This window comes from Ruegeria sp. J8, assembly GCF_056531925.1.
This window is the reverse complement of sequence record NZ_JBQFMR010000003.1, coordinates 520,634-546,346: the sequence shown is the minus strand read 5'-3', so window position 1 is coordinate 546,346 and position 25,713 is coordinate 520,634. Positions and strand designations below refer to the sequence as shown.

Genomic DNA, 25,713 nt, shown 5'->3' with positions numbered 1-25,713 from the left:
CGGTGCAGCATGAGTCAATAAAGCGCGCTGTTTTTCTGAGCGGAAACCCCGGTTGCGGTTTATTCGGCTGCCGTCACTTTCGGCGGGAACTTGTTCGGCAGCAAACCCATTCGCTGCGCCTGATGCACATCGGCCAGCAGATCCCGATCGGCAGCGGCAAACAGCTCTTCGGGATCGTCCAGCACGAAATATCCCATCTGATGCATGTCGATCCGATACGGCGTACGCAAGATCGTCATCACGTCGAACGGGTCCCGGTCGGGTATGTCACTTTCCACGGCATAAACCAGCTCTGTAGGTGAAGACGCCAGCCCCGAGCCCAGCGCCTTGATCTGCCCATCCTGACGGCGCAATCCGAATTCAATCGAAAACCAATACAACCGGATCAGCCAGGCATAATCTTTATCCCCCGCCTCAACCCCGGCCTTGCCGATCGCATGGCTGAAAGCCGCAAAACGCGGATCGCTCAGCAGGGGCGTGTGACCGAAGATTTCGTGAAAGATGTCGGGTTCTTCAATATAGTCAAAATCCTCGCGCGACCGGATGAACGATGCAGCAGGAAAAACCCGGTCCGCGAGCATGCCAAAAAAGGTCTTGAACCCGATCAGCGCCGGAACCGGCTGAACGCGCCACCCGGTCAGGTCCAGAAGACGCTCGGATATATCTGCGCAGGACGGCACGTGGGTCTTGGGCATCTCCAACCGCTTCAACCCGTCCAGATATTCCCGCGCCATGTAGCGCTGCACATTTTCCTGCTGCGCCGCATAAAGGTCCGCCCAAACCGCGTCCTCCTCGGCGGTATAAGCAATATGGCCGCGCGCGTCGGCCTGTTTGGCCACGTATTTGGTGGATTTGGGCATGGAACGTCCTCCTTGATAGAATTTTAGCCCTTACTCGTGGTAAAATTGACTTAATGGCGTGAGGAATTGCTGGATTTTTGGCCCAAACATTTCAATAATGTGCTGATTATGACCCAAACCCTTCAACCTGCTGACATCGCTATCCTGCAAGAGCTTCAGTCAGACGGACGTCTGTCCATGCAGGATCTCGCCGACCGGACCGGGCTGTCGGCCTCGCAATGCTGGCGGCGAGTACGAGATCTTGAGGCAACGGGTGTCGTCTCCGGTTATGCCGCGCGGGTGCCCGCAAAATCGGTGGGGCTGAATGCGATCGCCTACGTTCACATCGCGTTGAAAGACCACCAAGAGGACAGCATCGCGTCCTTCCTGCGTCTGGTTGAGACCGAAGCCCAGATCGTCGAATGCGCCTCGATCACCGGGGATCACGATTTCATCTTGAAGGTCTACGCGCGCACCCCCGAGGACCTTGAACATTTCATCATGCAACGCCTGTTGAAATCCGGCCTTGTCCGCGACACACGCAGCAATTTCGTGCTGCGCCAGACCAAAACGCGTGGGCCGTTGCCCATCCTGTGACGCTTTGGCCGCCGAAATCCGTTGAACCCGATCCCGGTCCCTCCTATCGTGCGCGTTCAGAACAGCTCTATCAGGACCACACCATGACCGATCAAGTGCCTCACCCGATGTCTCCGCAGGATTGCCTTGTTGCGATCATGGTGGCGATCTCAGCATCGGACGAAACCATTCGCACGGCTGAACTGGTCAAAATCGAAGCCGCTGTGAACATGCTGCCGGTCTTTGCCGAGTATGACATCGACCGCACCCGCCGAGTCTCGCAGATCGTGTTCGACCTGTTCGAACAAGAGGACGGGCTGGATGCGCTGTTTGGTCTGATCCGGGAAAACCTGCCCGAGCGGCTGAACGAAACCGCATATGCCCTGGCTTGCGACGTGGCCGCTGCGGACGGATCCCTGGCCGAGACCGAACTGCGCCTGCTGGAAGAAATCCGTTACGAGCTGAACGTCGACCGCCTGCACGCCGCTGCAATTGAACGCGGCGCACGGGCACGTCACACCACCTGATCCTAGCTGCCGCTCAGCGTTCCCCAACGTGCGATCAAAGCGCGCTGCAACCTGCGCGACCGCGCGTTCCAACTGCGTGCGCCCGCCGGGCGCTCCCGGTTCGCGCGCGGGATTGTGGCCCGGTGGTCGACATCAGCTGTGAAGATAGCAAAGGCCAGTTCGGACCCGTCTGGCGTGGTGATGAAACCTCCCAAACCTGAGACGAAATTCAACGTCCCTGTCTTGGCGTCCACCTTGATCGGGTGGTCTTTGACGGGTCTTCCCTGACTGTCCAACAACCTGAAATTCTTCAATAAAGGCCGCAGCGCTCCGGCTTTCTGCGCTGCGATCAACGCCTTGACCAGATCACCCGGCGCGACCCGAGACGCATCCCCCAGCCCCGAATGATCAACCATCTCAATGCCGTTGACCCCATATGCCTCGGCGGCCCAGCGATTCATTTCGTCGGCCGAGTCTTGCAGGGTGTGCAGATCGGCACCACGCGCCTTGGACGCCGTCATGCCCACCAATTCCGCCGTCACATTGGTCGAATATTTCAGCATTCCCCGCAAAATATTGTCCAGCGTGTCACTATAATGCGTGACCAGCAAACTGCCCTGTGGCGCTTGGTTCGCGACCTGCACGCGGTCTAGCACAATCCCGTTCGACCGCGCCAATGTCCGAAACACATCCCCGGCGTAGAGCGCCGGCTTGCGTACCGGCAACCACCGGGCGCCACCTTTGCCCAGCGCCCCGCGGGCAACGGTCCAGCGATCTTGCCGCGCGCTTGGCTCATAGGTGTAGATCGGGACTTTCCTGCTTTCGACCCGCATAGTTGCCACATCTACAGCCGGCTTGTAGCGCGCGCTTCGGGCATCCATCGTCACGGTAAAATCCGTGCCTTCGCGCTTCCATTCAAAGTGAACCCTGTTGAAATTCAACGCAATCCCGCTCAGCGCCGGGCTGTATCCCAGATGATCCGGCTGACCGGCATCAATGCTGAACACATAGGGCAACGCTCCGTCATAAACCTTGAACGCGCCACGCACCTCGGTGATCCCGGCCTCTCGCAGATTGGCCGCCATTGTGGCCAGCGCATCCGTATCCAACAGCGGATCACCGCCGCCAACGAGGATGAGATCTCCGTTCAGAATGCCATTCTCGACCGGCCCATCCGCGATCAACTTGGTTTCAAAGCGATAGTCTGACCCCAGTACGTCCAGCGCATAAAGCGCGGTCAGAGCTTTCGCCACACTGGCCGGAGGCAACCCGAGATCTCCGCCCACCGCCTCTAACTCGACACCGGTCTTGACGTCGGCCACGGCAAAAGCCACTTCGCCCCGCAGCCCCGCCGATTGGATCAGCCGTTCGGCCCCGTTTTTCTGTGGTCCACGGATCTGAGGCCGCAACGAAACCAAGGGCGCATTCGCCAGCGCAATGCCGGGGGCCACAACCGCCCCAAGGCTTGCAAGAAAACCACGTCGTGAAAAACGATCAGCCATGGGTCAATAAAATCCCAGAGGGTTCAGGCAAACAACCAGTCAAAAAGGATTATGTGCGCACGAAGGTTATTCCGGCAACACCCCATTTGCCCAGATGCCGCGATTGCGAAGATCAGTTGAACTGACGTCAACCATCGGCATGTTGACGAAACACCATGCCGGGGCCTCGGCCCGCCCCAGCAAATGCCGCGCCTGCCCGTCGATCCTGTAGCTGGAATAGACCCGTGCCGCCGGTGACATTCGGGCCGAGATGCGATCTCCCGGCCGCGCGACCACGCCCACCGGGATGCTGTCCATGATCAACCGCCAGTCTTTCCAGCGATGAAACTGCGCCAGATTGTCAGCCCCCATGAGCCACACGAACCTGACCCTCGGGTATAACCTGCGCAGCGCCGCCAACGTATCCGCGGTCGCGCGCGTCCCCGTCAGAGCTTCGATATCCGTCACCTCGACCCTGGGATGCTGCATCACATCCCGCGCCGCCTGCACCCGCTGGGACATGGGTGCAGGCCCGCGCTCCTTCAACGGATTTCCCGGAGATACTAGCCACCACACGCGATCCAACCCAAAGGCCTTCATCGCCTCACGCGTGACATGCACATGGCCCTGATGCGGCGGATCAAATGATCCCCCGAACAGCCCAATCACCTGACCGGGCCGCGCATATGGTATCGCGTAACGCTCCATACCCTGCTGATGTTCAGAACTGGGACGGCTTGTCAATCAACCGGCTGCACGACATCACCCAACCTAACCCATCCGGGTTTGACGACCTCAGCGCACCACCCCCCATGGCCGCGCACGGCGGAATAGCCACCTTTACCAAACGCTTCCTCCATCCGGCTGCACGGCGCACAGATCACGGTAAAACGCAAAATCGCCTCGCCCACCTGCACCTCACGTCCTTTAAGCGCAGCCAGATTGATTCCCGACACGACCACGTTGCGCCGTAAGACTTCAGGCGTAACAGGCCCCTGCCCCAGATAAGAGCCAATCGCCGCCAGATGTTCTTGTTGGATCAAAGTCACCGCTCGCTTGCCCGCACGGGCGCGATCTCCGTCCAAACCTTCGGCAGAGATCATAACGGCATCGACCGGTTGAACCTCGGCCCTGCGATCAGGTCGCAGACCAATCCATTCCAAACGACCCGGCTCGGCCCATCCTGCAATCAGTGCCGCCAAATCCGCCATGCTTCCCCCTTTGCTACAATCGGACAACTACCGCCGCACATCCGAATGCAAAATTCACAAAACCACCAGCTTGCCCCGCCCGCCCCGCTTGGATATCAAGCGGATCAACCCAATTTCCCCGACCCAGAGGACGCGACATGGCCGCCTATCAATATGTCTACCACATGCAGGGTGTCTCAAAGACCTATCCCGGTGGCAAGAAGTGCTTTGAAAACATCCACCTGAGCTTTCTGCCCGGCGTGAAAATCGGTGTTGTCGGCGTCAACGGCGCGGGTAAGTCGACGCTGATGAAGATCATGGCCGGCCTCGACAAGGATTTCTCCGGCGAGGCCTGGGCGGCCGAAGGTGCCAAAGTCGGTTACCTTCCGCAGGAACCAAAGCTGGACGAAACCCTGACCGTGCGCGAAAACGTCATGCTGGGCGTGGCGGAAAAGAAGGCGATCCTCGACCGCTATAATGAACTGGCCATGAACTACTCGGACGAAACTGCCGAGGAAATGGCCAAGCTTCAGGACGAAATCGACAGCCAGAACCTCTGGGATCTGGACAGCCAGATCGACGTCTCGATGGAGGCGCTGCGCTGCCCGCCGGACGATGCCAACATCGCCAACCTTTCGGGGGGTGAGAAACGCCGCGTTGCGCTGTGCAAGCTGCTGCTGGAAGCGCCCGACATGCTGCTGCTGGACGAACCAACCAACCACCTGGACGCCGAGACCATCGCCTGGCTGCAACAGCACCTGATCGACTACAAGGGCACCATCCTGATCGTCACCCACGACCGCTATTTCCTGGATGACATTACGGGATGGATCCTCGAACTCGACCGTGGTCGTGGCATTCCCTACGAGGGCAACTACTCCGCATGGCTGGAACAAAAAGCCAAACGGCTGGAGCAGGAGGCCCGCGAGGACAAATCCAAGCAGAAGACCCTGCAACGCGAGCTGGAATGGATGCGTCAGGGCCAAAAGGCCCGCCAGGCCAAATCCAAAGCCCGGATCAACGCCTATAACGAACTGGCCGAACAGTCCGAGCGCGAAAAACTGACCCGCGCCCAAATCGTCATCCCCAACGGTCAGCGCCTTGGCGGCAAGGTGATCGAGGTCGAGGGTCTGTCGAAACACATGGGCGACAAGCAACTGATCGAAGGGCTGGACTTCGCCCTGCCCCCCGGCGGTATCGTCGGCGTCATCGGCCCCAACGGTGCAGGTAAATCGACGCTCTTCAAGATGCTCACCGGTCAGGAACAGCCCGACAGCGGCACCATCACGCTGGGTGATACGGTCGAGCTGTCCTATGTCGACCAGTCCCGCGACGACCTTGCCGACAACGACACTGTGTGGGAGGCGATCACCGGCGGGGCCGAGATCATCCAGCTGGGCGATGCTCAGGTCAATTCCCGCGCCTATTGCTCGTCCTTCAACTTCAAGGGCGGTGACCAGCAGAAGAAGGTCTCGCTGCTATCCGGTGGTGAGCGCAACCGCGTCCACATGGCGCGTCTGCTGAAAGAGGGCGGCAACGTCCTGCTGCTCGACGAACCGACCAACGATCTGGACGTCGAAACCCTGCGCGCTCTGGAGGATGCTCTGGTCGATTTCGCCGGCTGCGCCGTTGTGATTTCGCACGACCGCTTTTTCCTCGACCGCATCTGCACGCATATTCTGGCCTTCGAAGGCGACGCCCATGTGGAGTGGTTTGAGGGCAACTTCGAGGATTACGAAGAGGACAAAAAGCGCCGTCTGGGACCGGACGCGCTGGAGCCTAAGCGCTTGAAGCATAAGAAGTTTGCCCGGTGAGAACCCGAACTTTCAAACGTGTGTTCCAATCGCTGTTTCAGGCGATTGGACGCATTGCACCGTTTGGAAAGACATCGGACCGCGACCATTGCGTCATAGTCGCAAGCAACGGTCGATCCGGAAGTACCGTGACTTATCTTGCTCTTAGCAAGGCACTTAGAAAAAGAAACCCTTCAGCGGCAGAACGCTCGGCCTTCGTTGCTCGTCTCAGGGACGCCGAGTTCAAAGCGCCGTTCGTCTACAAAACCCATGATTTCCCGCAGGCGTTGTTGAAGTGGCCAGCCGATACCAGAGTGATCTTTTGCTTCGGTTCCACCAAAGATTCGGCCTTTTCTGTCTATTCGGCAAAAGAACGGTATGGGGAAGAATGGATCCGGCAGCATTTTTATCACCTTCATGCGACTGGCGAATACTGCGATCTGTTTCAGCGGGATATTCTGCAACAAGCCAAGCAGATAAAAGAATGGGCCGTATTTGAGGACGTCCCCGTTTTATGTGTTCACTATGATGCGATATGGGATCATCAAAGCGACATATCGGAATTTACCGGCCTGAAAATGAAGCTTCCGAAACGTGAACAGCGCGCGCCCAAAGAGATTCCTGCTGAACTCAGGTCAGCGGCAAGCCATGTTTACGATTCGATTGATGAAATTGTCGAAGAACTGCCAAGGTGTTTTGTAGCATCACCCAAATACGCTGATATTGTCGCCAAGCTTCCGGTTTAGATGCAAAGCGGAAGGCCAGCGCAAACCCGCTAGCTCGGGCGATCGATGACGCCCCTATTCGCTTGCTTTTGAAAGTTCTGAGTAAGAACCTGCTGAGGTTTAAAGGTATTTGTTGGGAAGGGTAGGCAAGTGACGCGTGAAACAGGAGTCTGGCATAGCCAGGTTATGCTCGAGTCAACGTTGATTAAACCGTTCACATCAGATCAGGTATTGAACGAATTGTCGGCAGCTGGAGTAATCGGCAAGAAGAACTTAGAGGGTTTTGTTCAATCTCCCGACGTGTTCCCAGATGCGATTTTTGGGAAGTACCCGAACCAAAAGCTGAAAGCGCAACCCGATATTTTCTTCGGGCCATATGGCTTGGTTGTGTCCCGCGCGGTTGCTGATGTTCTTCGGGAAGCGGACCTTGGGAAGACGCAGCTTTACCCATTGAAACTATGCCAGCACGATCGTGTGACTCCAGTTGAGGGGGAGTATTTCACTCTGGCATTGGGAGAGCAGAAAACAGCACTTGTTCCGAAGCAGTCGAAAGGAATCGAACTCTTAGGGAACACACCTGAAATCTGGATGAACTTGGGAGGTAAACCGGATGATTTCGATTTCGTTGTGTCGGGTGACGCTTTGGACTGGCCGGATTTGTGGATTGATCCCCTCTTGCACCGAAGCCTTTTCCTCAGCGACCGTCTTGTCAAAGCGCTGAGGGCCGCAAAGCTCACACGCCGCTTCGGCCTGAGCAAATGCAAGGTTCTTTCGGGCTAGGCCATTTTAGCGACAAGACTACCGTCGCGGGCCGAGAATAAGACAACAGCGCCTGCAATGCAGACGCTTTCCGGTGTGCTTCGGGATTTGAAAGTCAAGATTTCCACGCAAACGTCTTATGCTTCAACCGCTTGGGCCCGAACGCACCCGGTCCCAGACGGTGCTTTTTGACCTTTTCGCAATCCTGAAGTTGCCCTCGAACCATTCCCGTCGCGGTTTGTACCGATTGCGGTACACAAGGACGATCACCCTTGCCACATCCCCACACCAATGCCATATCCAAAGGGCTAACGTTTTTCTATTTCGACCTACTGTCTCCTTTTTCGGCGCTCAGTCATTCGATCCAGACTACGACGCCAGGCTGCCGCAAATCCGTGGGCAGCACCAAACAGGAGAATACGGATATGCCCGCAGGCACCGTTAAATGGTTCAACACCACCAAAGGCTACGGCTTCATCGCACCCGAAGATGGCGGCAAAGACATCTTCGTTCATATCTCGGCTGTCGAACGCTCGGGCCTGACCGGTCTGGCAGACAACCAGAAAGTCACCTACGAGCTGCGCTCGGGTCGTGACGGTCGCGAAAGCGCCGACAATATCGAGCTGGCGTAAGCCGGTCCAAGGGCAGGGGTATCCCCTGCCCTTTTGCCAAGCTGCGCTGCGTTTTCAGCGCAACATCACATTTCAGTTACTCTTCGCAGCCGCTTGACCGGATCAGCTATCATCCCGACACTATGGTGATGATTTTCCTGTTGTATTGAAGAGACCCGATATGTTCACACGCCGCACATTCCTGACGGCCGCCGCCGCGACAAGCCTTGTTCCGCAGGTGGCGTCTGCCAAGACGAAAACAGCCGAATACGACGCCACGCCGCAGTTTGTGCGGATCAAGAAAGACTTCCTGCCGGGGCAGTTGCTGGTCGTTCCACGCTCATTCTACCTGTATTTCGTGACCGAGCCGCGCAAGGCCATCCGCTATGGCTGCGGCGTTGGTCGGGCCGGGCTGGAATTCACCGGCACCGCCACGATCGACGTCAAGAAAGAGTGGCCCACCTGGCGTCCCACGAATGAGATGATCGAGCGCGAGCCCGTCACCTATGCACGCTTCAAGGATAACGACTATGTCCAACCGGGCGGAGGCGACAATCCATTGGGCGCCCGCGCGCTGTATTTGTTCCAAAACGGCGTAGACACTTATTTCCGCATTCACGGCACGACGCAGCCCAGCACCATCGGAACCGCCGCCTCGAATGGCTGCATTCGAATGTTGAACGCCCATGTCATCGACCTGTACGCGCGGGTGCCGATAGGAACCGTCGTGACTGTGATCTGATTAGTCCGACGCTGCTTGGACCAGTTCCACCACATAGGGGCCGATTTCGGCGACGATCAAAGCCACGCCCTGGGCGTTGGGGTGGATGCCATCGGGTTGCATATAGGTGCGGGCTGCATCGGGATCGCCGTCTCGGGTCAGGCCGGCGAAAAAACTGGGTGCATAGCCGGATTGGTACCCAGCGGCCAGTTCGGGATAGATCGTATCGAAGGCCGCTTTGTAGTCGGGCCCGTAATTTCCCGGTGCCTGCATCCCAACCAACAACACATCCACCTCTGACGCACGCGCGGCTTGCATGATTTGCTCAAGATTGGCCCGCGACACAGCCGGATCGATCCCACGTAACAAGTCGTTCCCGCCCAAAGCCACGATCATGCCATCCACATCCGGCGTCAGCGTCCAGTGAACCCGCGCCGCGCCGCCGGCGGTGGTATCCCCTGAAACTCCGGCATTGATCAGGCGCACATCCACGCCCTGATCCTGTAACCAACGTTCCAGCTGAGGCACAAACCCGTCCTGGGCGGGCAGCCCGTAACCCTGTGTCAGCGAATCCCCCAATGCAGCAATCACGACCTGTTCGGCTGTGGCTGCAAAGCCGCAAACCATAAACAGGCCAGACACCAAAGCCTTGCGCAATATCCGAACCGCTCCATATCCCAAAAGAACGCCTCCGTGTGGATTGACCTATGACGACACCTGTTCTTTCTCTCCAAGATGCGGCTTTGTCGCTGAATGGCAATGCCGGACGGGTGGAAATCCTGCATGGTATCACTCTATCGGTTCAAAAGGGCGAGACTTTGGGCCTTGTTGGCCCGTCTGGGTCCGGCAAATCCTCATTGTTGATGCTGATGGGCGGGTTAGAGCGTGCGACTGGCGGCAAGATCGAAGCTCTGGGGCGGGATCTGACTGATTTGGACGAAGACAACCTCGCCCGGTTTCGACGTGACGCGATGGGCGTTGTGTTCCAGAATTTCCACCTGATCCCCACGATGACTGCGCTGGAAAATGTCGCCACGCCGCTGGAATTGGCGGGGCTCCGGGACGCGTTTGACCGGGCCGAAAGTGAACTGGATGCGGTCGGCCTATCGCATCGGCGCGATCACTATCCTGCGCAGCTTTCGGGGGGTGAGCAGCAGCGCGTGGCACTTGCGCGTGCATCGGCGCCGCGCCCGCAGATCCTGCTGGCGGACGAGCCAACGGGGAATTTGGATGAAACCAACGGGGCCGCGATTGTTGATCTGCTGTTCGACCTGCGTGACCGTCACGGCGCAACTTTGGTTCTGGTCACGCACAGTCACAGCCTTGCGCGCAGATGCGACCGCGTTGTCCGGTTGCGCGATGGGCGTATTGCAGAAGATATCCAGCAAGAGGCCGCGGAATGAGCCTGCGCCTCGCCGGACGTCTGGCGCGGCGCGAATTGCGCGGAGGGCTGCGTGGCTTCCGCGTGTTTCTGGCCTGCCTCGCCCTTGGTGTCGCCGCCATCGCCGCCGTCGGGTCCGTGCGTCAGGCCATCCAGACCGGACTAGCCCAAGAGGGTGCCGCATTGCTGGGTGGCGACGCCCAATTGGAATTTACCTATCGCTTTGCCACCGAAGCCGAGCGTGACTGGATGGGCCAAGTGGCCTCTGCCGTCTCAGAAGTCGTCGATTTCCGATCAATGGCCGTCGCGCGGCAAGGCGAAACCCCTGAGCGTGCGTTGACGCAGGTCAAGGCCGTGGACGTGGCCTATCCTCTGGTGGGAACGCCGGTGCTGGACCCCGATATACCCCTGCCCTCCGCACTTGACGGGGCTGACGATCTGCCCGGGGCCGTCATGGACCCTTCACTGATCGACCGGTTGGGTCTGTCTGTAGGCGATCGGTTTTCTCTGGGCACGCAAGAGTTTCTGCTGACCGCCGCGCTGATCCATGAACCGGATGGGGCTGCGGATGGATTCGGTCTGGGTCCGCGTACTCTGGTACGCACGCAGGATTTGCAAGCGTCTGGCCTGCTGGCACCGGGCACCCTGTATTCGACCAAATACCGGCTGGATCTACCGCTATCGGCAGACCTTGCAGAACTTGCATTGCAGGCAAACACAACGTTCGACGGAACTGGAATGCGCTGGACGGACGCACGAAACGGCGCGCCGGGGATCGCCGAATTCGTCTCCCGTCTCAGTGCCTTTCTGGTCCTGGTCGGGCTTTCGGGTCTGGCCGTGGGCGGCATTGGCGTATCGGCCGCGGTATCTGCATTCCTCGCCCAAAAGACCGAGACAATCGCAACCCTGCGCACCCTGGGCGCAGACCGCGCAACGATCTTTCAGACCTATCTGATCCAGATCGGCATTCTCTCGGGCATAGGCGTCCTGCTTGGCATTGCTCTGGGCGGGCTGCTACCGCTGGCGCTCGCCCCGCTGATCGAGGCCCAGCTTCCCATCCCAGCCGTCTTTTCGCTGTATCCAGAACCGCTGGCCGAGGCTGCGCTCTATGGTGTTCTGACCGCCTTTCTGTTTACCCTCTGGCCCTTGGCCCGCACCGAAGAGGTCCGCGCTGCCACCCTATTTCGGGACGCGCTGTCATCGGCCCGCGCCCTGCCTCGCCTGCGCTACATCGTTGCCACCGGGGTGGGGCTGGCGCTGCTGATCGCGTCGGCGGCGTGGTTCAGCGGGTCTGCCCGCCTGACGCTCTGGACGGGCGGTGGGCTGGTTGGCGCGCTGATTCTTCTCTCGGTCGCGGCGATGGCAATTCGTAGACTGGCCCGCTTCGGCGCGCGCCCCGCGCGTGGACACCCGGCGCTACGCTGGGCCTTTTCCGCCATTTCCGACCCGCGCGAGGGTGCGTCTTCGGTTGTGTTGTCGCTGGGTCTGGGCCTGTCCGTTCTGGCCGCCGTTGGGCAAATCGACGGTACCTTGCGCAACGCAATATCCGGCAATCTGCCCGACGTCGCGCCCTCGTATTTCTTCGTCGACATTCAGAAAGACCAGATGCCCGGCTTTTCCGAACGTCTTGAAACCGACCCTGCCGTCACCCGCGTCGAAAGCGCACCGATGCTGCGTGGCATCCTCACGCAGATCAACGGCCAACCGGCTCGTGACGTCGCCGGGGACCACTGGGTTCTGGACGGCGACCGTGGCGTAACCTATTCCACAGCACCCCCGCAAAACACCCGCGTCACCGCCGGAGAATGGTGGGCAGATGACTATTCCGGCACCCCGCAAGTCAGCTTTGCCGCTGAAGAAGCGCAAGAGATGGGCCTGAAACTGGGCGACACCCTGACGGTCAATATTCTGGGGCGCGACATCACCGCTGAACTGACCTCACTGCGCGAGGTTGATTTCTCGACGGCGGGGATTGGGTTCATCATGTCCATGAACCCATCGGCCCTTGCCGGAGCCCCGCACAGCTTTATTGCCACTGTCTATGCCGAAGAGCCCGCCGAAGCCGCAATCCAACGCGATCTGGCTGAGCAATTTCCCAACATTACTGCTATTCGCGTCCGCGACGCCATCGACCGAATCTCGGGGCTGTTGGCAGGGTTGGCTGCAGCCACATCTTATGGCGCAGGTGTATCGCTGCTGACCGGCTTCCTTGTCCTAATCGGCGCAGCCGCCGCAGGAGAGCCCGCCCGCAGGCATGAAGCAGCGATTCTGAAAACACTGGGCGCAGACCGCGGTCGCATCCTGCTGAGTTTTGCCCTGCGCGCTGCCCTACTCGGCGCCGCTGCGGGCGCGGTGGCCCTGCTCACCGGCATATTGGGCGGATGGGCAGTGGCGACCTATATCTTCGACACCAATTTCAGCATCATCTGGGGTTCGGCGCTGGGAATTATTGTCGCCGGCCTCCTCGTGACTCTCGGTGCAGGCCTGTTCTTTGCACTGCGCCCGCTGGCGGTTCGACCGGCCCGCATCCTGCGGGCCAGCGACTGAACTTACCGAACGCAAGCAACCGGCTGCAAGATTTGCAGCAACTGGTCGTTGTCACAAACCAAAGCATCCAACGTGATGTCATCCAGCGACGCATAGAAAACCTCGGCCGCGTCCTGCAGCGCAAGGCGCAACCGGCAGGCATCGGTCAAGGGGCAGGTATTGTCCGCATCCGCAAAGCACTCGGCCAACGGCAGGTTGCCCTCGACATGACGAAACACCGACCCGATGCGAATCTGCTCGGCAGGGCGCGCCAGGGTCATGCCGCCATTTCGGCCTCGCTGTGTGCTGAGATAGTCCAGCTGACTCAGTTGATTGATCACCTGCGCCAGATGGTTCTCCGAGATATTGCACACTTCGGCAATCTCGGATTTGGTCACAAGCCGGTCCTGATGTGCAGCGCAATACATCAGCAAGCGCACCGCGATATTCGTCCGTTTGGTAATGCGCATGATCGCCTCCCAAATTTCAAGATGCGACCTTATTGCATGTCCGGCTAAAAAGCGGTTTGACATACATCAATCGGCGGAAAAGGACGCGGCACAGATGGCAGACCCCTATTTCTTTGGCTACGGTAGCTTGGTGAACCTTGCTACCCACGATTTCCCCGATCCCCGCCCTGCGAAACTAAAAGGCTGGCGCCGCTCTTGGAGACATACAGACCTGCGCCCGGTGGCCTTTCTGACAGCCATCCCCGACCCCGATTGCGAGATTGAGGGGATGATCGCCCATGTCCCGAAAAACGACTGGGCGGCGCTGGATGAACGCGAATGGGCCTATGATCGCATCCCGGCAACTCAGGCTGTGTCACATACGCTGACCCACGACGTCGACATCGCCGTCTATGCCGTCCCACATGGCCGCCACACCGAGCCCACGAACCACCACCCCTTGGTACTCAGCTATATCGACGTTGTCGTGCAGGGCTATCTGCGCGCCTATGGCGAGGCCGGGGCAGATCGCTTCTTTGCCACCACTGACGGCTGGGAGGCTCCGATCCTGAATGACCGCGCCGAGCCCCGCTATCCGCGACACCAGCAGTTGAAACCGCACGAGACTGAATTCGTGGACTCCCGCCTGCAACAGTTGGCTGCGAACATCGTCCATACCTCATAGCAAAAGGCCGAGGTCAAACCCCGGCCCTTCTTCTGTTCAAAAATTCCTCCGCCGCAGGGTGAGTGGCGTCCGGGAAACTGTCCGATAGGCAGTTTCAGCTCCAAACGGGTGGAACCCCGGTCTGCGTCAAGAGGCGCGTTCCTTCACCCTCGCGCGCGGATCACCTGAAGCAATGGCAAAAGCGCGGCCATCTCGGGCCCACGCTCCATCCCTGTCAGCGCCTTGCGCAGCGGCATGAACAATCCCTTGCCCTTCCGGCCTGTGGCCTCTTTGACAGCCTTGGTCCAAACACCCCAGGTCTCGCCATCAAACGGCCCTTCGGGCAGCAATGCCACGGCTTCGGTGATGAAGTCACGATCGTCTTCGTCGATCAGCGGCTCTGCCCCATCGCGGCACAATTCCCACCAACCCTGCAGATCAGCCAGAGTGGTGATGTTCTCACGCGCCATGGCCCAGAAGGGCTCGGCCATATCTGCTGGGACACCCGCATCCGTAACCGCATCTGCAACATCCGCCAGAGGCAGAGACTGCAGATGTTTCGCGGTCAGCGGGAATAAGTCCTGCACGTCGAATTTGGTCGGTGCTGCGCCGAAACGCCCGATGTCGAATCCGTCTATCAATTCAGCCATGTCCGAACGTAATTCCACCGGATCGGACGAGCCCAGACGCGCCATCAGGCTTAGCAGAGCCATCGGCTGAACCCCCTGCTCGCGCAGATCGCGCAACGCCAGCGTGCCCAAACGTTTCGACAGCGCCTCACCTTGCGGGCCGGTCAGAAGCGAGTGGTGCGCAAAGCGCGGGCAAGCGCCGCCCAGCGCTTCAATAATCTGGATCTGGGTCGCCGTGTTGGTCACATGGTCCGAGCCACGCACCACGTCCGTGACACCCATCTCGGTATCATCCACCACGGATGCGATCGTATAGAGAACCTGCCCATCGCCCCGGATCAATACCGGATCAGACACGGAAGAAGCATCAATCGAGATGTCGCCCAGAATGCCGTCATTCCACTCGATCCGCTCGTGATCCAGCTTGAAACGCCACACACCGTTTCCGCGTTCCGCCCGCAGCGCCTCTTTCTCGGCCTCCGACAGGTTCAGCGCAGCGCGGTCATAGACCGGGGGCTTGCCCATGTTCAGCTGCTTCTTGCGCTTCAGGTCCAGTTCGGTCGGCGTCTCGAACGCCTCATAGAAACGACCCATCTCGCGCAGCTTGTCGGCCGCTTCGGCATAGCGATCCAGACGGTCGGACTGACGCTCGACGCGGTCCCATTGCAGCCCAAGCCACTCCAGATCCTGTTTGATCGCATCGACATATTCTTCTTTCGACCGCTCAGGATCAGTGTCGTCGATGCGCAGGATGAACGTACCGCCAGCCTTGCGGGCGATCAAATAGTTCATCAAGGCGGTACGCAGGTTGCCCACATGGATGTAACCGGTGGGCGACGGGGCGAAACGGGTGGTTGTCATAGGTGTCTCCTGTTGGCGCGGCTCTTGTCACAGGATGGGCGTTTTGTCCAGCCGTGGGCAAAGGCCCACCAAGGAACTCAAACATGGCCAACACACAACCTAAACAAAAATTCACACGTATTGTTCAACAACGCACCCCATATCTTGGGTCTATAACCTACCAAGAGACGCGCACCGGCCTAGCTTTAAAGCTGGCGTTCTGACAGGGAGACTTAGATATGACCATCAATTTGACGCGAAGAGCGGCCTTGGGCGCCGCGGCCACACTACCTTTTGCTGCAGCTGCGACCCCGCTTTTGGCCGCAGGAACCGAGACCAAAGCCAACTCGACCATCGCCAAATCGTACCACCTCGGTGATTTCACGGTCACGACCCTGTTGGATGGCAGCCTGCCCCGCGATGGTGCCAAGGAGATCTTCGGCGGTGGCGCATCGGATGAAGAATTTGCCAAAGTATCCGCCGACAACTTCATCCCTGCAGACAAGGCGCAGTTCTTCTTTACCCCGACGCTGGTCAATACCGGGTCCGAACTGGTTCTGTTCGACACCGGGCTGGGTCAGGGCGGTATTCAGGCAGCGCTGGCAGATGCAGGCGTCACCCCCGATCAGATCGACGTTGTTGTGATCACCCACATGCACCCCGACCATATCGGCGGCATGACCACCGACGATGCACCAACCTTTGCCGATGCGCGCTTCGTGACCGCCGCACCGGAATATGACTTCTGGGCTGCACAGGATGCTGGCAACCGCGTCGGTGATCTGGTTGCCGCCAAAGTGACCCCACAGGCCGAAAAGATGACCTTCCTCACCGATGGTGGAGAAGTCACCTCGGGCATCACCGCCGTCGCCGCCTATGGGCACACACCTGGCCACACGGTCTATCACCTGGAAAGCAACGGCCAGCGTCTGGTGCTGACCGCCGACCTTGCCAACCACTATGTCTGGTCCTTCGCACACCCCGAGTGGGAGGTCCGCTTTGATATGGATAAAGCGGCCGCGACAGCAGCGCGTCGCAATGTTCTGGGTATGCTCGCCGCCGACAAGGTTCCGATGATCGGCTACCACATGCCCTTCCCCGCCGCTGGCTATGTCGAGACCCGCGGCGACGGGTTCCGCTTTGTCCCCGTCAGCTATCAGATGGCAGGCTAAGCTCTAGTATCCTGGGTCCGGCCGCACTTTTGAGCCATCCGTAAAACGGGACAGGCGGAAGGCGGCCGGATCGACACAGGGCGATCGCCCTGTGACCAGATCGGCCATCAACCGTCCCGCTCCGGGACCGATGCCGAATCCGTGGCCGGAAAAACCGGTTGCGATGAATATGCCCGGAATTTCTTCGACGCCCGAGATTACCGGGATTGCATCCGGCGTAACATCAATCATCCCTGCCCAGCTTTGCACCAACTCGGCGTTCCGCAACGCGGGTATGCCCTTTCGCGCGTTCGCCCACGCCCGCCGCAGCACCTTGCCAGACGGCTCAGGGTCCAGAACGCGACACTGTTCGAACGGAGTGACATCCGTAGGCAACCATTTCCGGTCCTGCTTGGCTTCAATGGCCCACCTTTTCGACCACCGAAATCGCAGCGACCGCCACTCCTGCCGGAATGCGGGCAGGAACCACCATGCCAACCGAAAGCTGTCGGGCACGATATCAACCGTGTTTTCATGGCCGGACGCGATCGTATAGCCACCGTCAGCACGCTTGCGCACGGCGAAGTCATCCGACCACAACGCCGCCTCGGGCCCTTCGACCGGAGAGGTGCGCAGCACCGTGTTCAGCACCTTGAGCTGCGGCAAGTCAATGCCCGCATTCCCAGCAAACAAACGCGACCATGCGCCACCGGCCAACACCACGCGATCACAGGCGACACGACCGCGTTCAGTGAAAACACCCGCAATGCGCCCGCCCTGCACATCAACACTGCGAACAGCGCAATTGGTCATCAACACTGCGCCGTTGTCGCGCGCGGCCTCGGCGATGGCGGGGGCCGCCCATTGCGGCTCGGCACGGCCGTCGCGGGGCATGTGCAGGGCACACTCCAGATCGGTCCGATGACTGGGCAGTAAGTCGTCCAGTTCTGCCCCCGATACCATCCGAGCGCCAATCTGCAACCCATCGACATGTCGCGCCCAACGTTCAAGATTTTGCGCATCCCGCGCGCCGGAGGCGCCAAACAGGATACCTGATCGCGTAAACCCGGTTTTACGCCCGGTCCTCTCGTCCAGCCCGTCCCAAATCTTTTGCGCCACGCACATCAACGGAATTTCGCGCGGGTCACGCAGCCCCAATCGCACCCATCCCCAGTTGCGCGAGCTCTGTTCGCCTGCAATCTGGCCTTTTTCGCACAACAGAACCGAGACGCCCCGTTCGGACAGCTCCAATGCAGTTGCCGCGCCGATGATTCCGCCCCCGATCACGACGACGTCTACCACTTTGGGAAGTTTCAGATCAGGTTCAACGGGGGTTGGTTTGGGGCCGGGCATCAACCGCTCATACTGCATTCTATGAAATGCAATGAAGGCGCGGGATTGGGCCCAAGGCAATACGACATTCGGCGCAGATCACAGATTTAAACGACCTGTGTCAATCACGCCATTTTCGGGGATATTCAGACTAAGCCACACCGCATAATTCGGCCCATTTCTGACGCAGAACCTGGGTAAAGCCGACAACCGGAGTCTCGGCTTCATCCTCCGCAGCTTTGAGCAAGGGCAGGTCAACATCGACCAGTTCTTCGCGCAACTCGGTAGGCGTAACTTTAGGCAGAGGCGGCTCAGCCGCGCTCAAAATACCGGCGATGGCGGCATCCACCTCGGCTTCGTTCAGATCCTGCCCCTTGTCTGCCATTGTCTTCCACGGCGGCGGAGCATGAAGAGGTTTGTCATATTCCTCATACATAGCGATACCAAATCGTTAACACAGACACCCAATTTCGGATGTGTCACACCTGCCCCAGCTAGGGCGATAATCAAGCAAAAATGTGTCGGAAAAATGGCGCGCGCTCAAGCAAGCCCTTGAGAAAAGATCAACTTGCAACCCATCGCACGACGAATTGCAGACAATGCCACCCTAGCCGCGGCATTGATTACAGATACGATACGATCTGCAGGCGCCGCAGCGGCAGGCGACTCAGGACGGGTCGCGCCAGCGATTCACGATCGGATACCTGCGATCCAGCCAGAAAGCCCGGCTGGTCAGCCGCGTTCCGGGGGCTGACTGGAACCGCTTGTATTCGCTGATATAGATCAGATGCTCAACCCGGCGCGCGGTAGCGGCATCAAACCCGGCCCCAACGCAATCCGCGACCGAGCCTTCGCCGTCGACCAGAATTTCAAGGATTGCATCCAGCTCGGGATAGTCCGGCAGGCTGTCGCTGTCTTTCTGATCCGCCCGCAATTCCGCGCTGGGGGGCTTGTCGATGACCGAGGACCGAATGACCTCGCCCTGCGGCCCCATCATCCAGTCGCGGTGGTTTTCATTGCGCCAGCGGCAGGTCTGAAAGACACGGGTTTTGTAAAGGTCCTTGATGGGGTTGTACCCGCCATTCATGTCGCCATAGATCGTGGCATATCCCACCGCGACCTCGGATTTGTTCCCGGTGGTCAGCAACATCTCGCTAAACTTGTTCGAAATCGCCATCAACAGCAGCCCACGCAAACGCGACTGGACGTTTTCCTCGGTCAAGTCTGCGTCACGCCCGGCAAACAACGGGGCCAAAGTGTCCGTCACGGCGGCGCGACTGTCCGAGATGGGCACGTAGTCATAGTGCACGCCCAGTGCCTTGGCGACGGCCTCTGCATCGTCCAATGAACCCTGACTGGTATATTCCGACGGCAACATCACACAGCGGACATTCTCGGACCCAATCGCATCCACCGCAATTGCCGCGACCAAAGCGGAATCAACCCCACCTGACAGACCAAGCAGCGCCTTTTTGAACCCGGTCTTCCCCATATAGTCGCGCAAGGACTGCACCATCGCGCGATAGTCCTGCTCCCATTCATCTGGGAGAGGCGCGACCTCGGCCGGAACGATCCGCCACCCCTCATTGCCCCGCTCAAGATCGATATGGGTAACGGCCTCGTCAAACACAGGCATCCGAAAGGCCAGCGCGCCGCCGGGGTTCAGGCCAAACGTGCCGCCGTCAAAGACCTGATCGTCCTGACCGCCAACCATGTTGAGGTAAATCAGCGGCAGGCCGGTCTCGACCACGCGGGCCACCATATGATTAAGCCGCACGTCGTATTTGTTGCGGAAATAAGGTGAGCCATTCGGAATCAGCAGAAACTCGGCCCCGGTCTCTTCCAGAGTTTCCGCGACATCCGGATGCCAACCATCCTCGCAAATCGGGCTGCCGATCCGCGTATTGCCCACCGAATACGGTCCGCCCAACGGGCCGGAATCATACAGGCGAACCTCGTCAAAGACCGTTTCGTTCGGCAAATGATGCTTCAGCACCTTGCTGCCGACTTTGCCGCCCTTGAGGATCAGGTAGGCGTTATACAGGTTGTCATCCTCGACCCATGGCCCGCCGATCGCCAGCGCAGGACCGTCGGCGCATTGGGCGGCCAATGCCTCGACCGCAGCCATGGCGGCGCGGTGAAAGCTGGGCTTCATCACCAGATCCTGCGTATTGTAGCCGGTGATGAACATCTCGGGGAAGGCAATCATGTCCGCGCCTGCGTCGCGCGCCTGTTCCCATGCCGCGACGGCCTTGGCCGCGTTGCCCTCGATATCCCCTACAACAGGGTTGAGTTGCGCCAGAGTGATGCGGAAACGGTCGGCCATGGTGCCCTCTTGCCCTCGTCAGTTCCTATGCCATTTACCAGATCGCACCGCGAGGAAAAGGCAAATGCGGCAAAACCCGTTGCCCTGCCCCCGGCGGTATCTTAGTTTTGCGCTGTAGAACAACCACCCGCAGGCAGGAAAACCCTATGAACGTCATCCGCACCTCAATCGCCGCTACCGCGATGGCCCTGTTGGTCTTGCCCGCCAGTGCGCAGGACGGGCAGGTCATCATTGCGGATGATGAGGTTGGCGGCGTCTATGAAGGCACTTTCCTGAACGGGCTACGGCACGGCACCGGCACTTATCGCCTGCCCGACGGCTTCGAATATGAGGGCGAGTGGTCCGAAGGTGAAATTCAAGGCCGGGGTATTGCCCGCTATGCGAACGGGTCAATCTATGACGGCGCGTTCGCAAAGGGTCAGCCGGAAGGGCGCGGCCGGATCATCTATCCCGATGGTGGCAGCTATGAGGGCGAATGGTCTGATGGCACGATCAACGGGCAAGGCATTGCCACCTATGCCAATGGCGCGCGTTATGAAGGCGGGTTCAAGCAGGCGCAGTACCACGGCAAAGGAACTCTGACCGACCCCAGCGGATATATCTATGAGGGCGACTGGGTTGAGGGCGCGAAACAGGGCAAGGCCAAGATCACCTCGACCCAAGGCAGCGTTTATGAGGGCGACATCGACAATGGTGTGCGCCATGGACAGGGTACGCTGACTGTGCCCGACGGCATGACCTATACCGGGAACTGGGTGCAGGATCGCATGACCGGCAAGGGGCGCATGGTACAGGCCAACGGTGACGTCTACGAAGGCGATCTGGTCGACGGGCGGCGTCAGGGCAAGGGCAAGGCCACATACGCCAATGGCGCGACCTATGAGGGCGACTACACCGACGACCGCCGCCACGGCAAAGGCCGGTTCGTGGGCACAGACGGTTTTGAATATACCGGCGAATGGCAGGACGGGCAGATCGAAGGCTTTGGCGAGATGACCTATCCCGACGGTTCCACCTATGTGGGTGACTTCAGCGCCGACCTGCCCCATGGCAAAGGGCTGCACACCTACCCGGACGGCATCATCTACGAGGGCGACTGGATCGCAGGCATCTTCGAAGGCACCGGCAAGGCAACCTACCCCAACGGCGTCGTGTATTCGGGTCAGTTCAAAAACGGCCTCAGCCATGGCACCGGCGTTCTGACCTTTGCCAACGGCTATACGTACGAGGGCGATTGGATCGAGGGCGCCCGCCACGGCAAAGGGCGCGCCAGCTTCCCGGATGGAACCGTGTACGAAGGCGAATTCGTAGATGGCGTCCGCGAAGGGCTCGGAACGATCACCACTCCCCGTGGGTTTACCTATACCGGCGATTGGGCGGGTGGCAAAATCAGCGGCACTGGGATCGCCACCTATGCCACGGGCGACGTCTATGAGGGTGGCTTTCTGGACAACAAACGCCACGGCGACGGAACCATGCGCTATGCCAACGGCCAAGAAGAATCAGGCGTGTGGGAAAACGGTGTCCTACCGGGCAAAACCGCCGCCGAGCCCGAGGCTGCACCGGCCGAAAACACCACATCCGACGCGCCTTCGGACGGCTAGGTTCACCAAGGCACCGGCTGCCCGGCCCAATCGAAAAAACCACCTGTATCGTCCGGGGCCAGCGCCTCGATCACTGACAGCAAATTCTGCGCGGCTTCGTCTGGTTCAACGGTCGCGTGGCGTCCTGCGTATTTTCGAGTGAACTCAGTGCGCACCGTGCCGGGATGCAGGGAAACGCATACCGCCTGCTTGTGTGTCCGCGCCAGTTCGATCGCCGAGGTGTGAACGATCTGATTCACAGCAGCTTTGGCCGCGCGGTAGCTGATCCACCCGCCCAGACGGTTGTCGCCAATCGACCCGACCCGCGCCGACAGCACCGCCACGACGGCCCGCCGGTCCCGCGGCAACAACCGCGCAGCTTGTGCCAAAACCAAAGCTGGCCCCACCGCGTTCAAAGCAAACTGATCCATCATCGCCTTGGCTGACAAAGCGCGGATCGTCTTTTCCGGCTCAGCCCCGTTGATTTCAAGCGCACCAGACGCAACGAAGATCAGGTCATAGGGTCCTCCAAGCGCTGCCAGAGCAGTACTGACGGTGTCTGGCTTGGTCAGGTCAAACCCAACCGAAGACCGGGACAAACCTGTTACCGCGACCGATTGTTTCTCCAACCGCCTACAAAGCGCCGATCCGATCCCGCCCGACGCGCCAATGATGAGTGCTTTTTTCATAGCCGATCACCTAGCAGCCCAAGCGCTTACTTCAAAGCATCGCAAAAAACGTCCCTGCGCGTGTAAGACCTGTAAATTCCGTCTTTTCATTCGCGTTCCGCTCTGTATAACCTCAATCCCATGATCAACCACGCAGATATCCTTGTTGCCGACACCGCCCTTCGCGGTACGTGGCTGCGTGGCCTACTGATCCTAATCCGCCTCTGAGCGTGCCATCCGGCGCGCCCGCTCAGAGGAGGACGCCCGCGCGCCATAGGCTTTAGGACAGAAGAAGAAAGAGATTCCCATGACCAACGTGACCGACCAAGACCGCGTCTTGATCTTTGACACCACTTTGCGCGACGGCGAACAAAGCCCCGGCGCAACCATGACCCATAACGAAAAGCTCGAAATTGCCGAGCTGCTGGACGAAATGGGCGTCGACATCATCGAAGCAGGCTTCCCCATCGCCTCCGAAGGTGATTTCAAGGCCGTCAGCGAGATTGCCGAGCGGTCGAAAAACAGCCGCATCTGCGGTCTGGCCCGCGCCAATTTCGCAGACATTGACCGCTGCTGGGACGCCGTGAAACACGCACGGCAAAACCGCATTCACACCTTCATCGGCACCTCTCCGCTGCACCGCGCCATTCCGAACCTGACGATGGACGAGATGGCCGATAAAATCCACGAAACGGTTAGCCACGCGCGCAATCTGTGCGACAACGTGCAGTGGTCACCGATGGACGCCACGCGGACCGAGTGGGATTACCTGTGCCGCGTGATCGAGATTGCGATCAAGGCGGGCGCGACCACGATCAACATCCCCGACACGGTGGGTTATACCGCGCCGGTGGAAAGCGCCGACCTGATCAAGCGCCTGATCGAGACCGTACCGGGCGCGGATGAGGTGATCTTCGCCACCCACTGCCACAACGACCTCGGCATGGCGACTGCAAACTCGCTGGCCGCCGTCGCGGGCGGAGCGCGACAGATCGAATGTACCATCAACGGTCTGGGGGAACGCGCGGGCAACACCGCGCTGGAAGAGGTCGTCATGGCACTGCGCACCCGCAATGACATCATGCCGTGGCACACGGGTATCGACACCACCAAGATCATGCATATCTCGCGCCGTGTGGCGACGGTGTCGGGCTTCAACGTGCAGTTCAACAAGGCGATTGTCGGCAAGAACGCCTTTGCGCATGAAAGCGGCATCCATCAGGACGGGATGCTGAAGAACCGCGAAAACTTCGAGATCATGCGCCCTGAAGATATCGGTTTGTCCGGCACGTCTTTGCCCCTGGGCAAACACTCAGGCCGCGCGGCCTTGCGTGACAAGCTGGAAACCTTAGGCTTTGATGTTGGCGACAATCAGCTGAAGGACATCTTTGTTCGGTTCAAGGATCTGGCCGACCGCAAGAAAGAAGTCTTTGACGACGATCTCATCGCGCTGATGACCATGGATGAGCATGACGACTATCTGCAACTGGTGTCGATGAAAGTGACTTGCGGCACAGGCGGTCAGGCGGAATCGACGGTCGAACTTGAGATGGACGGCAAGGACATCATCGCCACAGAACACGGCGATGGGCCGGTTGATGCGACCTTCAAGGCAATCCGTGCGATCTATCCCAACAAGGCGCATCTGCAATTGTACCAAGTGCACGCGGTGACCGAAGGCACAGACGCCCAGGCCACAGTCTCGGTGCGGCTGGAAGAGGATGGCATGATTGCAACCGGTCAATCGGCCAACACCGATACCGTCGTTGCCTCGGCTAAAGCCTATATCCACGCGCTGAACCGCCTGATCATGCGACGCGAAAAGGCCGGTCCGGGCGCGGATGCACGTGAGATCAGCTATAAGGACCTGACCTGATCGTCTGAGAGCGCAGAGGCTCCCGCACCCGCGGCGGCCCGGCTTCGCCGACCCTTCTTGGGTTTTGGGCCCGGCAGCGCGCCTGCGGCGCGCTGCCGGGCCCAACTCAATTGACGGCATCTTTGATGCTGGCAATCGGGGCGGGAGGGCTTTCTACAACCGCTCAAACAAGGTGGATAGGCGCATAAACTCGTCCCGAATGCCAAACGGTGCGTTCAGAATGAACATTCCCGACCCGATCATACGGTGCCCCTCGCGCGCGGCTGGAAAGCGCACCTCGTGGCATGCTGCTTTGGGCAGGGTTTGCGCCCGCAGCGCCGCAATCATCGGCTTGTGTCGCCCATCGGTCAAGATAGGATACCACAACGCGATGACCCCAACATTCCACTTTCGGTGCACCTTGGAAATGAACCCCGGCAGGCGGTCATATTCCGATTTCACCTCATAGCTTGGATCGATCAGCAGCAAACCCCGCCGAGGGGTAGGCGGCAGCAATGAATGCGCCAGCGCATAGCCATCCTGCTTGTAGACCTTCGCTCCGAACCGCGAAACGGCCAGTGAGAGCGCCTCATATTCCTGCGGATGCATTTCAGCCAGATGCAAACTGTCGTGATCACGCAGCAAATTGCCCGCAATCAGGGGCGATCCCGCATATGCCTGCGCCCCGTGCGTTGCCTGAACGCTGGACAACGCCTTCGACAAAGGATGATCAGCACCAAACCACCCGTCACGCCGCGCGCGCTCAATTCCTGCAGCGGCCTCGCCGGTGCGGACCGCTTCAGCAGCGTCCAGCTTGTACAAACCCCGCCCCGAATGAGTCTCGACATAGGTCAGGGGTTTGTCCTTGCGCGCCAGATAATCCAGCATCCACGCCAGCAAAGCGTGCTTTTGCACGTCAGCCAGATTTCCAGCATGGTAAATATGTTGATATGAGAGCATGTTGCCTTCTAAAGTCCCTATCAATAAGGCGGAAAGGTGCTGATTGACGCGGAATCAGCCCTTTTACCGGGCGAGATGGCACCCTATAAGACATCCGTCCCGGAACCGTCGAGTCGCGGGCAGTGGTAATTTTGACGAACGGGATCAT

24 protein-coding genes and 1 pseudogene are annotated in these 25,713 nt (G+C 59.4%); 13 read left to right on the top strand and 12 right to left on the bottom strand.

The features are described 5' to 3' along the window. Positions 1-59: 59 nt before the first annotated feature. Positions 60-866: pseudogene (gene phhA / locus ACR0L1_RS09390) on the bottom strand (phenylalanine 4-monooxygenase); the annotation flags it as partial. A 102-nt stretch (positions 867-968) separates the two neighbouring features. On the opposite strand from phhA, the gene ACR0L1_RS09385 reads away from it, so the two are divergent. Both ACR0L1_RS09385 and ACR0L1_RS09380 read left to right on the top strand, forming a co-directional pair. After that, positions 969-1,436: an Lrp/AsnC family transcriptional regulator gene (locus ACR0L1_RS09385; RefSeq protein ID WP_170789778.1), complete on the top strand. Its 468-nt coding sequence runs from the start codon at positions 969-971 to the stop codon at positions 1,434-1,436. A gap of 83 nt (positions 1,437-1,519) precedes the next feature. Further along, positions 1,520-1,942: a tellurite resistance TerB family protein gene (locus tag ACR0L1_RS09380; RefSeq protein ID WP_170772402.1), complete on the top strand. Its 423-nt coding sequence runs from the start codon at positions 1,520-1,522 to the stop codon at positions 1,940-1,942. Between the two features lie 2 nt (positions 1,943-1,944). Here ACR0L1_RS09380 and dacB read toward each other — a convergent pair whose 3' ends face one another. The 3 genes from dacB to ACR0L1_RS09365 all read right to left on the bottom strand — a co-directional run bounded on the left by dacB (position 1,945) and on the right by ACR0L1_RS09365 (position 4,613). Then, complete coding sequence (gene dacB / locus ACR0L1_RS09375) at positions 1,945-3,423, bottom strand: D-alanyl-D-alanine carboxypeptidase/D-alanyl-D-alanine endopeptidase (RefSeq protein ID WP_480858393.1); 1,479 nt, start codon at positions 3,421-3,423, stop codon at positions 1,945-1,947. Between the two features lie 66 nt (positions 3,424-3,489). Next, entirely contained in the window at positions 3,490-4,110 is a 621-nt protein-coding gene (locus tag ACR0L1_RS09370; protein ID WP_170772406.1) for a nicotinate-nucleotide adenylyltransferase, read from the bottom strand. A gap of 32 nt (positions 4,111-4,142) precedes the next feature. Continuing rightward, positions 4,143-4,613 (bottom strand): MOSC domain-containing protein, encoded by a 471-nt coding sequence (locus tag ACR0L1_RS09365; protein ID WP_480505787.1) that lies wholly within the window; start codon positions 4,611-4,613, stop codon positions 4,143-4,145. A gap of 137 nt (positions 4,614-4,750) precedes the next feature. On the opposite strand from ACR0L1_RS09365, the gene ettA reads away from it, so the two are divergent. The 5 genes from ettA (at position 4,751) to ACR0L1_RS09340 (ending at position 9,222) form a co-directional block, all read left to right on the top strand. After that, a complete protein-coding gene (gene ettA, locus ACR0L1_RS09360; protein WP_170789775.1) occupies positions 4,751-6,406 on the top strand; it encodes an energy-dependent translational throttle protein EttA in 1,656 nt (551 codons plus the stop codon). 128 nt (positions 6,407-6,534) lie between these two features. After that, positions 6,535-7,131: a hypothetical protein gene (locus ACR0L1_RS09355; protein WP_480858390.1), complete on the top strand. Its 597-nt coding sequence runs from the start codon at positions 6,535-6,537 to the stop codon at positions 7,129-7,131. 129 nt (positions 7,132-7,260) lie between these two features. Next, complete coding sequence (locus ACR0L1_RS09350; RefSeq protein WP_480858388.1) at positions 7,261-7,890, top strand: hypothetical protein; 630 nt, start codon at positions 7,261-7,263, stop codon at positions 7,888-7,890. A gap of 404 nt (positions 7,891-8,294) precedes the next feature. Beyond that, a complete protein-coding gene (locus tag ACR0L1_RS09345; protein ID WP_170378838.1) occupies positions 8,295-8,501 on the top strand; it encodes a cold-shock protein in 207 nt (68 codons plus the stop codon). A 160-nt stretch (positions 8,502-8,661) separates the two neighbouring features. After that, complete coding sequence (locus ACR0L1_RS09340; RefSeq protein WP_480505781.1) at positions 8,662-9,222, top strand: L,D-transpeptidase; 561 nt, start codon at positions 8,662-8,664, stop codon at positions 9,220-9,222. On the opposite strand, the gene ACR0L1_RS09335 is transcribed toward ACR0L1_RS09340, so the two are convergent. Continuing rightward, a complete protein-coding gene (locus ACR0L1_RS09335) occupies positions 9,223-9,858 on the bottom strand; it encodes an arylesterase (protein ID WP_480858482.1) in 636 nt (211 codons plus the stop codon). It lies immediately after the preceding gene. A gap of 50 nt (positions 9,859-9,908) precedes the next feature. On the opposite strand from ACR0L1_RS09335, the gene ACR0L1_RS09330 reads away from it, so the two are divergent. Both ACR0L1_RS09330 and ACR0L1_RS09325 read left to right on the top strand, forming a co-directional pair. Further along, positions 9,909-10,604, top strand: coding sequence for an ABC transporter ATP-binding protein (locus ACR0L1_RS09330; RefSeq protein ID WP_480858386.1), 696 nt, complete (start codon positions 9,909-9,911; stop codon positions 10,602-10,604). After that, entirely contained in the window at positions 10,601-13,129 is a 2,529-nt protein-coding gene (locus ACR0L1_RS09325) for an ABC transporter permease (RefSeq protein ID WP_480858384.1), read from the top strand. Before ACR0L1_RS09330 ends, ACR0L1_RS09325 begins: the two co-directional genes overlap by 4 nt. A gap of 2 nt (positions 13,130-13,131) precedes the next feature. Here the strand turns inward: ACR0L1_RS09325 and ACR0L1_RS09320 are convergent, their stop codons facing one another. Next, positions 13,132-13,578: an RrF2 family transcriptional regulator gene (locus ACR0L1_RS09320; RefSeq protein WP_170772425.1), complete on the bottom strand. Its 447-nt coding sequence runs from the start codon at positions 13,576-13,578 to the stop codon at positions 13,132-13,134. 94 nt (positions 13,579-13,672) lie between these two features. On the opposite strand from ACR0L1_RS09320, the gene ACR0L1_RS09315 reads away from it, so the two are divergent. Further along, entirely contained in the window at positions 13,673-14,242 is a 570-nt protein-coding gene (locus tag ACR0L1_RS09315; RefSeq protein ID WP_480552771.1) for a gamma-glutamylcyclotransferase family protein, read from the top strand. A gap of 143 nt (positions 14,243-14,385) precedes the next feature. Here the strand turns inward: ACR0L1_RS09315 and gltX are convergent, their stop codons facing one another. After that, positions 14,386-15,711, bottom strand: a complete 1,326-nt coding sequence (gene gltX / locus ACR0L1_RS09310; protein WP_170789767.1) for a glutamate--tRNA ligase — start codon at positions 15,709-15,711, stop codon at positions 14,386-14,388. A 218-nt stretch (positions 15,712-15,929) separates the two neighbouring features. Here gltX and ACR0L1_RS09305 point away from each other — a divergent pair, with 218 nt between their 5' ends. Beyond that, positions 15,930-16,862, top strand: a complete 933-nt coding sequence (locus ACR0L1_RS09305; protein ID WP_480858382.1) for an MBL fold metallo-hydrolase — start codon at positions 15,930-15,932, stop codon at positions 16,860-16,862. A 3-nt stretch (positions 16,863-16,865) separates the two neighbouring features. Here the strand turns inward: ACR0L1_RS09305 and ACR0L1_RS09300 are convergent, their stop codons facing one another. The 3 genes from ACR0L1_RS09300 to ACR0L1_RS09290 form a co-directional block, all read right to left on the bottom strand. Beyond that, positions 16,866-18,194 carry an NAD(P)/FAD-dependent oxidoreductase gene (locus ACR0L1_RS09300; RefSeq protein ID WP_170784804.1) on the bottom strand — a complete coding sequence of 443 codons (1,329 nt, stop codon included), beginning with the start codon at positions 18,192-18,194 and terminating at the stop codon, positions 16,866-16,868. A gap of 130 nt (positions 18,195-18,324) precedes the next feature. Next, a complete protein-coding gene (locus ACR0L1_RS09295; RefSeq protein ID WP_480505775.1) occupies positions 18,325-18,558 on the bottom strand; it encodes a hypothetical protein in 234 nt (77 codons plus the stop codon). Positions 18,559-18,840: 282 nt separating this feature from the next. Then, entirely contained in the window at positions 18,841-20,499 is a 1,659-nt protein-coding gene (locus tag ACR0L1_RS09290) for an NAD+ synthase (protein ID WP_480858380.1), read from the bottom strand. 146 nt (positions 20,500-20,645) lie between these two features. Between ACR0L1_RS09290 and ACR0L1_RS09285 the strand changes: the two genes are divergently transcribed. Continuing rightward, on the top strand, positions 20,646-22,103 hold the full coding sequence (locus tag ACR0L1_RS09285; RefSeq protein WP_480505771.1) for an MORN repeat-containing protein: 1,458 nt from the start codon (positions 20,646-20,648) through the stop codon (positions 22,101-22,103). A 2-nt stretch (positions 22,104-22,105) separates the two neighbouring features. On the opposite strand, the gene ACR0L1_RS09280 is transcribed toward ACR0L1_RS09285, so the two are convergent. Further along, a complete protein-coding gene (locus tag ACR0L1_RS09280) occupies positions 22,106-22,771 on the bottom strand; it encodes an SDR family NAD(P)-dependent oxidoreductase (protein ID WP_170772440.1) in 666 nt (221 codons plus the stop codon). Between the two features lie 286 nt (positions 22,772-23,057). Between ACR0L1_RS09280 and ACR0L1_RS09275 the strand changes: the two genes are divergently transcribed. Continuing rightward, entirely contained in the window at positions 23,058-24,626 is a 1,569-nt protein-coding gene (locus ACR0L1_RS09275) for a 2-isopropylmalate synthase (protein ID WP_170772442.1), read from the top strand. A gap of 153 nt (positions 24,627-24,779) precedes the next feature. Here ACR0L1_RS09275 and rlmJ read toward each other — a convergent pair whose 3' ends face one another. Beyond that, positions 24,780-25,565 carry a 23S rRNA (adenine(2030)-N(6))-methyltransferase RlmJ gene (gene rlmJ, locus ACR0L1_RS09270; protein ID WP_480504544.1) on the bottom strand — a complete coding sequence of 262 codons (786 nt, stop codon included), beginning with the start codon at positions 25,563-25,565 and terminating at the stop codon, positions 24,780-24,782. Between the last annotated feature and the right edge of the window lie 148 nt (positions 25,566-25,713).